The sequence below is a fragment of the Paraburkholderia kirstenboschensis genome, assembly GCF_904848585.1.
GTDB lineage: Bacteria > Pseudomonadota > Gammaproteobacteria > Burkholderiales > Burkholderiaceae > Paraburkholderia > Paraburkholderia kirstenboschensis.
In genome coordinates, this window is the sequence record NZ_CAJHCR010000008.1 from 97,577 (window position 1) to 110,011 (window position 12,435).

General features: G+C 62.6%; 5 protein-coding genes. 4 read left to right on the forward strand and 1 reads right to left on the reverse strand.

From position 1 onward, the window contains the following. Positions 1-179 precede the first annotated feature (179 nt). A complete protein-coding gene (locus tag JMY24_RS21075; RefSeq protein ID WP_128596044.1) occupies positions 180-1,910 on the forward strand; it encodes an AMP-binding protein in 1,731 nt (576 codons plus the stop codon). A gap of 886 nt (positions 1,911-2,796) precedes the next feature. Here JMY24_RS21075 and JMY24_RS21080 read toward each other — a convergent pair. Then, on the reverse strand, positions 2,797-3,594 hold the full coding sequence (locus tag JMY24_RS21080; RefSeq protein ID WP_128596054.1) for a transporter substrate-binding domain-containing protein: 798 nt from the start codon (positions 3,592-3,594) through the stop codon (positions 2,797-2,799). A gap of 217 nt (positions 3,595-3,811) precedes the next feature. On the opposite strand from JMY24_RS21080, the gene hemE reads away from it, so the two are divergent. The 3 genes from hemE to putA all read left to right on the forward strand — a co-directional run bounded on the left by hemE (position 3,812) and on the right by putA (position 12,426). Beyond that, on the forward strand, positions 3,812-4,912 hold the full coding sequence (hemE, locus tag JMY24_RS21085) for a uroporphyrinogen decarboxylase (protein ID WP_128584475.1): 1,101 nt from the start codon (positions 3,812-3,814) through the stop codon (positions 4,910-4,912). A 475-nt stretch (positions 4,913-5,387) separates the two neighbouring features. Further along, positions 5,388-7,634 carry a primosomal protein N' gene (locus tag JMY24_RS21090; RefSeq protein WP_201702830.1) on the forward strand — a complete coding sequence of 749 codons (2,247 nt, stop codon included), beginning with the start codon at positions 5,388-5,390 and terminating at the stop codon, positions 7,632-7,634. Positions 7,635-8,487: 853 nt separating this feature from the next. Then, a complete protein-coding gene (putA, locus tag JMY24_RS21095; protein WP_201702832.1) occupies positions 8,488-12,426 on the forward strand; it encodes a trifunctional transcriptional regulator/proline dehydrogenase/L-glutamate gamma-semialdehyde dehydrogenase in 3,939 nt (1,312 codons plus the stop codon). The last annotated feature ends 9 nt before the right edge of the window (positions 12,427-12,435 follow it).

Below are 12,435 nucleotides of genomic sequence, written 5' to 3' on the forward strand. Positions count from 1 at the left end.
TGACGTTTACGGAAAGGTCAGCGAGATTGTGAGGCCGTCCCGGCGAGGGCAAAGAACTGACAGCCGTCCAATACGCCGGGCCGCTGCGGGTAAGACTTGATGCCGTACGGGCACGCGCCGGTGGCACAATCGGTTTCAAATTCATTTCAGTAGGGCGATCTGCTCACGGAGACAGCACCATGGCAACGCAAGTGTCAGGCGAAGGCGCAATCATCGAACCGAAAGACGGACTTTCGTACGTCCGCGGATCGACAGACATTCCGTTGAGCGAAGCGACCATCGGCGAGTTTTTGCGCGGGACCGCCGAGCGCTTTCCCGACCGGCCTGCGGTGGTTTTTCGTGAGCAGCGGATCCGGTGGACCTGGAAAGAGTTCGCCGAAGAAGTCGACATATTAGCCGCCGGCTTCCTGGCACTGGGCATTGTGAAGGGCGACCGCGTCGGCATCTGGTCGCCGAACCGGGTCGAGTGGCTGCTGACGCAGTTCGCGACCGCGCGCATCGGCGCGGTGCTGGTCAACATTAATCCGGCCTACCGGCTCGCGGAGTTGGAGTACGCGTTGAACAAGGTGGGCTGCAAGGCGATTGTCGCGGCGGAGCGCTTCAAGACGTCGATGTACCTCGAAATGCTGCAGCAACTCGCGCCCGAGCTTGCGACGCACGCGCCCGGCGATCTGCACGCGGCACGACTGCCTGATCTGCGTTACGTGATTCGCATGTGCGACACGGAAACGCCCGGAATGCTCACGTTCTCGGACGTCATCGAGCAGGGGCGCGCAACCCTCGACGTCGCAAAGCTCGACGAGATCGGCGCGACGCTCTCGTGCCACGAGGCGATCAATATCCAGTTCACCAGTGGTACGACGGGCAATCCAAAGGGGGCGACTCTTACGCATAGCAACGTGGTCAACAACGCGCGCTATATCGCGATGGCCATGAACCTGAGCGAGCAGGACGCGCTGTGCATTCCCGTGCCGCTCTATCACTGCTTCGGCATGGTGCTCGCGGTCCTCGCGTGCGTCTCGGTGGGCGCGAACATGGTGTTTCCAGGCGAGGCTTTCGACCCCGCCGCGACACTCGCGGCCGTCGCGCAAGAGCAGTGCACGGCGCTGCATGGTGTGCCCACCATGTTCATAGCCGAACTGGATCACCCGGACTTTGACTCCTACGACCTCTCACATCTGCGCACTGGCATCATGGCGGGCTCGCCGTGCCCGATCGAGACGATGAAGAAGGTCGTGTCGAGAATGCACCTCAACGAAATCACGATTGCGTACGGCATGACGGAGACGAGCCCTGTCTCGTTCCAAAGTTCGACCACCGACCCGCTCGACAAGCGCACCACCACCGTGGGCCGCATTCAACCGCATCTCGAGGTGAAAATTGTCGATCCGCTAGGCAACATCGTGCCGGTGGGCGAGACCGGCGAGCTGTGCACGCGCGGCTATTCGGTAATGCAAGGCTATTGGGGCGACGAGGCGAAAACGCGTGAAAGTATCGAGGACGGCTGGATGCGAACCGGCGACCTTGCTACGCTCGACGCCGAGGGATATTGCAACATCGTCGGTCGTCTCAAGGACATGCTGATTCGCGGCGGCGAGAACATCTATCCGCGCGAGATCGAGGAGTTTCTTTTCCGCCACCCGAAGATCCAGAGCGTGCAGGTGTTCGGCGTACCGGACAGCAGATACGGCGAAGAGGTGTGCGCGTGGGTAGTGCTTCGTCCAGGCGAACAGGCGACAGCTGAAGAGATCCAGCAGTTCTGCAATGGTCAGATAGCGCACTACAAGGTGCCGAAGTACATCCGCTTCGTCGACGAGCTGCCGATGACGGTGACAGGCAAAGTGCAGAAGTTCGTCATGCGTGAGCGCATGATCAGCGAACTGAAGTTGCAGGAAGGGAAGACGGCCTGACGTGCCTCGCCCGAGGCATGACGGCGGCAGTGCGAGGCTGCTCGCTTGCGAGCGGCTTGCGCACGTCGGTGAGGCCGACGGCAACTATCGCATACACCGCTAAACAGCAAATTGCGCCTAAAAGCATGTAAAACATGCCATTTTGCAGTGCGCAAACGTTTGGCTGGACGAAAAAAAAGCGGGCCTGGAGCCCGCTAAAAACCACACGCTACGGGGTTAGCGCGAGGAGACCAATGTAGGAACCGACTGAGACGACGACCCGGCGTCGACTACGGTCCCAGCAGGGATGCCCCTTCACAGGGCTTCGGCATAAGCCGACCGGCAAGTGCATCGTATCCGCTCACACCATGCACGCAGCCACATCCGTGTTGAAACCGTTGAGGGCATTGTGGGCGAATAAACAAAGGAGCGCCGTAACAAAGTGTTTCAGGTTGTAACGCCCGCCAGATAAGGCGCTGCGGGATTAATTGCGGAATTCAAGCGATAAAACCGTAATATATACCGATGACTGTGCGTCAATTTAATACGACCGTTTAATGATATTCGCGAAGCATAGCGCCGCATAAAGCGTTAAGTCGATTCCGCGTGAAATAGTTGTGCGTTCATCTTTCTGACAATAAACCGTTGTTGTTACAACTGGTTCCCGGCACGCAGAGATTCGCGTGCAGCCAGGAGCAGAGCTGGTGCGACGCAATAAACGTCGCACAACCTTTATGAATGTAAGGGCCGGTTCACGCGTTGGCCGGGTTCTCGCCTTTGTTTGACGTTTGCCCGGCTTTCTCGAGCCGCGTTACATGATGCGGCCGCCAAAAGGTTGCTCTACAGGGGCGCGGCCGTGGTTCTTTCGTCGATTACGCCGAGAAAGAACGCGGCCGAGCGGCGTGGCTTACTTGAGCCACTTGTCCAGTACAGCCTGATATTCGCCTGTCGCCCGCGCGAAATGCAGCCACTGATCGACGTACTGTTGAAACGCTACATCGCCGCGAGGCAGCAGCCACGCTTTCTCGCCATACTGGAACGGTTTGTCGGGATGCACCGCGCACAGGCCGGGATTGAGCTTTTGCTGCAGCAGGGTTTCGGACGCGTCGGTCACCATCACATCCGCCTTACCGGCAGCGATCTGCTTGAAGATTGTCACGTTGTCCGGATAGACAGTCATCGAGGCGTGAGACAAGAACTGCTTTGCGAAACGTTCGTTCGTACCGCCCGGGTTGACGATCACACGCGTTCCCGGCTGGTCGATCTGCGCGACGGTCTGGTATTTGTCGACGTCGTCGCATCGGACAATCGGCGTCTTGCCGTCGACCATAAACGCCTGGGTGAAGAAGGCTCGCTTTTGCCGCTCCAGCGTGGGCGAAACGCCGCCCACGCCGATGTCACATTTGGTGACGAAGTCGTTCATCAGGTTCGACCACGAAGTCTTGACGAATTCCGCCTTGACGCCGAGCGATTTAGCGAGCGATTCGGTCATATCGATGTCAATCCCCTCGAACTGACCGTCCCCCTTATAGAACGAGTGCGGTTTGTAGTCGCCGGTCGTGCATGCGCGCAACGTGCCGCGGGCGGGGATTTCGTCGAGCCGGGAAGATGTCGCGGCTGGGGCCGATGCTTGCGCCTGCACCGCGCCGGTGTGCATGAGAACGCCCGCCAGGACGCCGAGCAATGCGAGTGCTGCCTTATTCATTGAGTCTCCTTCGTTGCGGATCGTTATGGTTAAGCCGCTGCATAATAGCCGGGAGATTTCCGCTTGAACATTGGCCGTTTGACCAGGTTGCGCCGCTGCCGCCTGGCTGGGAAAATGGGTTTCCAACCGTTCGCGAATCACAGTTATTGGCCGCATCAAGCGGGATGCGGCGCGCGCCGTCCGGTAAAATGCCCCTTTGCTCTTAGTCGCACGCAACGTGGCCCATAAACTCCTGAACGACACCTTCCTGCGCGCGCTGCTGCGCCAGCCCACTGACTACACGCCTGTCTGGCTGATGCGGCAGGCGGGTCGTTACCTGCCGGAATACAACGCCACGCGGGCTCGCGCTGGCAGTTTCCTCGGACTGGCCAAGAACCCCGCGTTCGCAACGGAAGTCACGTTGCAGCCGCTCGAGCGCTACCCGCTCGATGCCGCGATTCTGTTCTCCGACATTCTTACCGTGCCCGACGCAATGGGCCTCGGTCTGGAGTTCGTCACGGGCGAGGGGCCGACGTTTGCGCGCCCGGTGCGCACAGAAGACGACGTAGCGCGGCTCGCGGTGCCCGACATCGACGCCACGCTGCGCTATGTAACCGACGCAGTGCGCGAGATTCGCACTGCGCTCACCGACGCTCAAGGCCGTCAACGCGTGCCGCTGATCGGGTTCTCGGGCAGCCCGTGGACGTTGGCGTGCTACATGGTCGAAGGCGGCGGCTCGGCGGACTTCCGCACGGTCAAGTCCATGCTGTACGCGCGTCCGGATCTGATGCATCGCATCCTCGAAATCAACGCGAATTCGGTTGCCGCTTATCTGAACGCGCAGATCGAAGCGGGCGCCCAGGCCGTCATGATTTTCGACACGTGGGGCGGTGCGCTCGCGGACGGCGCCTATCAGCGCTTCTCTCTGCACTATATTCAGCAGGTCGTAAATCAATTGAAGCGCGAGCACGACGGCGAAAAAGTGCCGGTGATCACGTTCACGAAGGGCGGCGGCCTGTGGCTGGACGAGATTGCGGACACTGGCGTGGACGCCGTCGGTCTCGACTGGACGGTCAACCTGCGTAAGGCACGCGAGCGGGTAGGCGCGAAGGTGGCTTTGCAGGGCAATATCGATCCGTCCGTGTTGTTCGCGCCGCCCGCTTCTATCCGCATCGAAGCGCGCGCCGTGCTGGACAGCTTCGGAAATCATCCGGGCCACGTCTTCAACCTCGGTCACGGCATCTCGCAATTCACGCCGCCCGAAAACGTTGCCGAGCTCGTCGACGAAGTGCATCGTCATAGTCGCGCCATTCGTAGCGGCGCGCATGCACCGACTTAATGCTGTAAAACATACCGTTTTATGCTGCGACGCAGCACGCTGGGCTCTGCCGCTCAGGAAAAATTCGCACTGCGCGGGCCGTCCGGCGGCGCTCTCGCAGTTGTCAAGACTTGACTTATACACATTTATCACGCTGCGGCGCGGTAGAAGCTTTAGTCCTGTCCTGACCCTTGCAGAGTGCGCGTACATTTGATCTCAGCCTTATCTGGCAAGGGTTTCACGGCTTCCCAAAGAAGTGTGCGGAACCCCACAGAACGCCGCTGCGACGCGGTTTCCGGGCTTTCAAAGCGAAGTTCTCAACAAAGTTATCCACAGGCAGTCGGGGTCGAGAGCAATTGTTCAGCGGAATCCAAAACTTAGCGCCGAATTTGAAGTTTTACTTTAACTTCGGCGGCTCGCTTCAGAGCGGTGCGATCTCGACTGCAAGCTGCGGCGCAATGACGCGACTTGCCTTTGCCAGCATCCGCGCAGCCGTATGAGCGAAGCGTTCGTCCGCGTCGCACTGGATCACCCACTGCCGACCCTGTTCGATTACCGCTGCGATTCATCGCAGTCGCCCGTGCCCGGGACGCTCGTCAGTGTGCCGTTCGGCAAACGCGACGTGGTCGGGCTCGTGTGCGAAGTGACTGCTCACAGTGAGGTCCCCGCCGATCGCCTTCGGTCGGTGAATAGCGTTTTCACCGCGTGCCCGCCGCTGTCGGCTGAATGGCTCGCGCTTGCTGCCTTTGCTGCCGATTACTACCAACGTGGACTTGGCGAAGTGGCGTTACCGGCGCTGCCGCAGGCGCTGCGCGACGCCTCGCGCTGGTCGCGGCTGCTCGCGCCGGAAGAGCGCTACAGCCTAACGCCGGAAGGCCGCGCGGCCTTGCCCGAGGCTCTCCCCGCGCGCGCCACTGCGCTGCGAAGCCTTGCGCAGGCGCTTGCCGCCAGCGAGTTCCTGAGTGCCGCCGACGCCCGCGGGCTGCACCCTAAAGCCATCACCACGCTCGCCGCATGGCAAGCCGAGGGCTGGGTTGCGCTCGACGTGGTCGATGCCGCCACGGTGCCGCCCGCCGTCGCGGCCACGGCGGTTCCTGCGCAGACGCTTCCGACGCTCACCGATGAACAAGCCGCCGCCGTCGAAGCGATTCGCGACGCGCACGGCTTCGCGCCGTTCCTGCTGCATGGCGTGACCGGCAGCGGCAAGACGGAAGTCTATTTACGCTCGCTCGCCGAGATTCTTGCCGCCAATGCAGACGCGCAAGCACTCGTGCTGGTGCCCGAAATCAATCTGACGCCGCAGTTCGAAGCGGCTTTCCGCGCGCGCTTCGCGGCGCTCGCGGACACGGCCATCGTCACATTGCACAGCGGTCTTGCTGAGGGCGAGCGCGCGCGCAACTGGTTCGCGGCGCATGCGGGCCACGCGCGGATCGTGCTGGGTACGCGCCTCGCGGTGCTCGCGTCGCTGCCGCGGCTCGCCATTATCGTCGCGGATGAAGAGCACGATCCGGCTTATAAGCAGCAGGAAGGGCTGCGCTACTCGGCGCGCGATCTGGCCATCTATCGCGCAAAGCAGCTTGGCTTGCCGGTCGTGCTGGGATCGGCCACACCGTCGCTCGAAAGCTGGTGGCAGGCGGATCAGGGGCGCTATAAGCGGCTCACCTTGTCGCGCCGCGCGGTCGCCGATGCGGTGCTGCCCACCGTGCGCCTGATCGATCTCGAGGACGAGCGGCGGCGTGGACGCGCTTCGGTGGAAGGATTGTCCGGCCCATTGATTGCCGCTCTGAAGACGCGGCTCGAGCGCGGCGAGCAGAGTCTCGTGTTTCTGAACCGCCGTGGCTATGCGCCACAACTTGCTTGCGATGCCTGCGGATGGGTCGCCGGTTGTCCCCGTTGCAGCGCGTACGTGGTTCTGCATAAGCCGGAGCGCGCGCTGCGCTGTCATCACTGCGGTTGGGAGTCGCGCATTCCGCGCTCATGTCCCGAGTGCGGCAACGTCGACATTGCACCGATGGGCCGCGGCACCCAGCGCGTTGAAGAAACGCTCGCGAGCGCGGTGCCTGGCGCCCGCGTGCTGCGCATCGACGCCGACAGCACGCGCCGCAAAGGGAGCGCGCAGGCGCTCTTTTCAGATGTGCATGCGGGCGAAGTCGACATTCTGGTCGGCACGCAGATGATCGCAAAGGGACACGACTTTCAGCGCGTTTCGCTAGTTGGCGTGCTGAACGCCGACACCGCGCTGTTTTCCCACGACTTTCGAGCGAGCGAACGCCTCTTCGCGCAACTGATGCAGGTGAGCGGCCGCGCCGGCCGTGCCGGTTTGCCGGGTGAGGTGCTGGTGCAGACGCGTTATCCGCGCCATGCGCTTTATCACGCGCTTGGGCGTCACGATTACGTCGGCTTTGCCAATTCGACGCTGGCCGAGCGGCGCGACGCGCATTTGCCGCCGTTCGTTTATCAGGCGTTGCTGAGGGCGGAGGGCCGCACGCTCGAAGCTGCGCTCGCTTTTCTGCAACAGGCCGCGGCTGAACTGACGGGCATTGCAGCCGCCGAACGAGTGACCGTCTACGACGCAGTGCCGCTCACCATCGTCAAGGTGATGCACGTGCACCGCGCTCAGTTGCTGATCGAAAGTGCCTCGCGCGCGGCGCTGCAGGCCACGTTGCGTGCGTGGCAGCCGTTGCTGCGCGGTTTGAAGGGCGTGCTGCGCTGGAACCTCGAAGTCGACCCGCTCGATATTTGAGCCGGCATGCCTGCTTCCGCTTTGCGTCGGCGCGGCTCAACAAACCATCAATATCGACAGCGGCTGCGCGCGCTCCGGGCACGCGCTCGCACCGTATTCGAATAGCTTGCGGCGGGAGCCGCGGCGCGCGTGGCTGTCCGCGTACCCAAGACTGCCGATGCCCGCGACGAAGCGTGCGCGCCGCGTGCCGCGAGTTGCCGATAGCGTGCGGAAGATCTGTAGTCGCTGGAACAAAGCATGGTGGATCTCACAGTGTTCACTTCTTCACTTCCCGACAGCAACGGCCGGCAAACCTCACGAACGCGCCGCAAACCCGCGCCCGACACGCGTGGCACGACAGGCAGCCACACGCCGCCTAGCTAATTGCGCCGCCGTTGCGCTTAATCGTTCAATGCCGCTTGCGCGTCGCCGGCTGACGCAGCCGACGTCGCACGTCCCCGACTTTCGGGCGCCTTACGTTTGTCCGAGCCGCCCGTAGCGCCGCGGATAAACAGTACAGCGCAAGTTGCGCACATCGCCCAGATGCCCAATACGATCAGCCACTTTTCCATTTCGCCTGTCCTCACCCCGTACCGTTCTTATGCGCGCATGACGCCGCGCCGCTATGTCCTCTATAACGGCGCGCACGCCGGTTTGATAAGGGCTCGAAGAAAAGAAATCAGGCCAGGGAAAATACCGATCCTTACCGACGTTGGCCGCCGCGCCAGGACTCGGCCGAAAGCCCCGACAGTCAAGGGCTCCAGCAAGGTGCAACCGTTTCTCGGTGTCGGTTGCACCTTTTTATTGGGAGGCGTACGATTCGCCCAACTTTTGTCTTTCACCAGCATTTCGTCTGGTATCCGAAGAAGGAAACATGGCTAGCACCACCCTTGGCGTCAAGGTCGACGACCTCCTGCGTTCCCGGCTGAGAGATGCCGCCACTCGCCTCGAACGCACTCCGCACTGGCTGATCAAGCAGGCGATTTTCGCGTACCTCGAGAAGATCGAGCAGGGTCAACTGCCGCCGGAATTGTCGGGCGCGGCAGGTTCTGCCGACATGGCCGACGGCGCGTCGGTCGAACAGGACGAGGACGGTGCGGCGCACCCGTTCCTCGACTTCGCGCAGAACGTCCAACCGCAATCGGTGCTGCGCGCGGCAATCACGGCGGCATATCGTCGGCCGGAGCCGGAATGCGTGCCGTTCCTGCTGGGTCAGGCGCGCTTGCCGGCCAACCTCGCGGGCGACGTGCAAGCGCTTGCTGCGAAGCTCGTCGAAACGCTGCGCGGCAAGAGCAAGGGCGGCGGCGTCGAAGGGCTGATCCACGAATTCTCACTGTCGAGCCAGGAAGGTGTTGCACTGATGTGCCTCGCCGAAGCCCTGCTGCGCATTCCCGATCGCGCGACGCGCGACGCGCTGATCCGCGACAAGATCAGCAAGGGCGACTGGAAATCGCATGTCGGTCAGGCGCCGTCGCTGTTCGTCAACGCCGCGACCTGGGGCTTGATGATCACCGGCAAGCTGGTCACGACCAACAGCGAGACGAACCTCTCGTCGGCGCTCACGCGGCTGATCGGCAAGGGCGGCGAGCCGCTGATCCGCAAGGGCGTGGACATGGCGATGCGCCTGATGGGCGAGCAGTTCGTCACCGGCGAGAACATTTCCGAAGCGCTGGCGAACAGCCGCAAATACGAAGCGCGCGGTTTCCGCTACTCGTATGACATGCTCGGTGAAGCGGCCACGACCGAAGCGGACGCGCAGCGCTACTACGCGTCGTATGAGCAGGCGATCCACGCAATCGGCAAGGCTGCTGGCGGCCGCGGGATCTACGAAGGTCCGGGCATCTCGATCAAGCTCTCCGCACTGCATCCGCGTTACTCGCGCTCGCAACAGGAGCGCACGATGAGCGAGTTGCTGCCGCGCGTGCGCTCGCTTGCGATCCTCGCACGCCGTTACGACATCGGCCTGAATATCGACGCCGAAGAAGCCGACCGCCTCGAAATCTCGCTGGATCTGCTTGAAGCGCTGTGCTTCGATCCGGAGCTCGCCGGTTGGAACGGTATCGGTTTTGTGGTGCAGGCTTATCAGAAGCGCTGCCCGTTCGTGATCGAATACATCGTCGACCTCGCGCGCCGCAGCCGTCACCGCATCATGGTGCGCCTCGTGAAGGGTGCGTACTGGGACACCGAAATCAAGCGTGCGCAAGTGGACGGCCTGGAAGGCTATCCGGTCTACACGCGCAAGATCTATACGGACGTGTCGTATCTCGCGTGCGCAAAGAAGCTGCTCGGCGCGCCCGACGCGGTGTACCCGCAATTTGCCACGCACAACGCGCACACGCTGTCGGCGATCTATCACCTCGCGGGCAACAACTACTATCCCGGTCAGTACGAGTTTCAGTGTCTGCACGGCATGGGCGAGCCGCTTTACGAAGAAGTGACAGGCCCGCTGTCCGCTGGAAAGCTGAACCGTCCGTGCCGCGTGTATGCACCGGTCGGCACGCACGAAACGCTGCTCGCGTATCTCGTGCGACGTCTGCTGGAGAACGGCGCTAACACGTCGTTCGTAAATCGCATCGCCGATGAAAACGTCGCGATCCAGGATCTGATCGCCGATCCGGTCGAAGAAGCGTCGAAGATCGTTCCGCTCGGCGCGCCGCACGCAAAGATTCCGCTGCCGCGCAATCTGTACGGCGCGGAGCGTCTCAATTCGATGGGTCTCGATCTGTCGAACGAGCATCGTCTGGCGTCGCTGTCGTCGGCGTTGCTGGCGAGCGCGAATCATCCGTGGCGCGCCGCGCCGATGCTCGCCGACGATCAGATCGCCTTGGGCAATGCGCGCGACGTGCGCAACCCGGCGGATCATCGCGACCTCGTCGGTACGGTTGTCGAAGCAAGCGCGGAACATGTGAGCGCCGCATTGACCCACGCGGTTGCCACCGCGCCGATCTGGCAGGCAACCCCTGTGGAAGCGCGTGCCGATTGCCTCGCGCGTGCCGCCGATCTGCTCGAAGCGCAGATGCATACGCTGATGGGCCTCGTGGTGCGCGAAGCGGGCAAATCGCTCGCCAACGCGGTGTCGGAAATCCGCGAAGCGATCGACTTCCTGCGCTACTACTCGACTCAGATTCGCAGCGAGTTTTCGAACGACACGCATCGTCCGCTTGGACCTGTCGTCTGTATCAGTCCGTGGAATTTCCCGCTTGCGATTTTCATGGGCCAGGTGGCCGCCGCGCTCGCAGCCGGCAACACCGTGCTCGCGAAGCCGGCTGAGCAAACGCCGCTGATCGCCGCTCAAGCCGTGCGCATTCTGCGCGAAGCCGGCGTGCCTGCCGGCGCCGTGCAACTGCTGCCGGGCGATGGCGAAACGGTCGGTGCCGCGCTCGTCGCCGACCCGCGCACGCGTGCGGTGATGTTCACCGGTTCGACGGAAGTCGCGCGTCTCATCAACAAGACGCTCTCGGGCCGTCTCGATCCGGAAGGCAAACCGATTCCGCTGATCGCCGAAACAGGTGGTCAGAACGCGATGATCGTCGATTCGTCGGCGCTCGCTGAACAGGTGGTGGCGGACGTGATGCAGTCGTCGTTCGATTCGGCCGGTCAACGTTGTTCGGCGCTGCGCGTTCTCTGTTTGCAGGATGACGTTGCGGACCGCACGCTAGAAATGCTGACGGGTGCGATGCGCGAACTGACGGTGGGCAATCCTGATCGCCTGTCGACCGACGTCGGCCCGGTGATCGACGTTGACGCGAAGCGCGGCATCGACGCGCATGTCGCGGCGATGCGTGAGAAGGGCCGCAAGGTCGAGCAACTGCCGATGCCGGACGGCTGTGCACAAGGCACGTTCGTGCCGCCGACGCTGATCGAGCTCGACAGCATCGACGAATTGAAGCGCGAAGTGTTCGGGCCCGTATTGCATGTGGTGCGTTACCGCCGCAGCCAGCTCGATACGCTGCTCGAGCAGATCCGCACGACGGGCTATGGCCTGACGCTCGGCATCCATACGCGCATCGACGAAACCATCGCTCACGTGATCAGCCGCGCGCATGTCGGCAACATTTATGTGAATCGCAACGTGATCGGCGCGGTGGTCGGCGTGCAGCCGTTCGGCGGCGAAGGTCTGTCGGGTACGGGTCCGAAGGCCGGCGGCGCGTTGTATCTGCAGCGTCTGCTCGCGACGCGTCCGGCGGGTTTGCCGAAATCGCTCGCGCAGGCGCTTATCGTAGATGTACCGCAAGCAGCAGAAAAAGGCGACAATCCGTCCGCCGCGCTGACAGCGCTGCGCGACTGGCTGATCGCCGAGCGCGAGCCGCAACTGGCCGCGCGCTGTGACGGTTATCTGTCGCATATGCCGGCTGGCGCGACCGCGGTGCTGTCGGGGCCGACCGGCGAGCGCAACACCTACACGCTGGGCGCGCGCGGCACTGTGTTGTGCATTGCGTCGACCGCGGGCGGTGCGCGCGCGCAGTTTGCCGCCGTGCTGGCTACGGGAAATCGAGCGTTGTTCGAAGGCGCGGCTGGTGAACAATTGGTGACGCAGTTGCCCGCGTCGCTGAAGTCTTATGCGAGCGTGCGCAAGAACGCGGAGACGCCGTTCGACGCCGTATTGTTCGAAGGCGACAGCGACGAATTGCTGACGCTCGTGAAGGAAGTCGCGAAGCGTCCTGGGCCGATTGTGTCGGTGCAAGGCGTCGCGTCGCGCGCGTTGGAGAGCGGCGACGAAGACTACGCGCTCGAACGTCTGTTGACGGAACGCTCGGTCAGCGTGAATACGGCAGCTGCCGGCGGTAATGCGAATTTGATGACGATCGGTTGAGCGAACCTC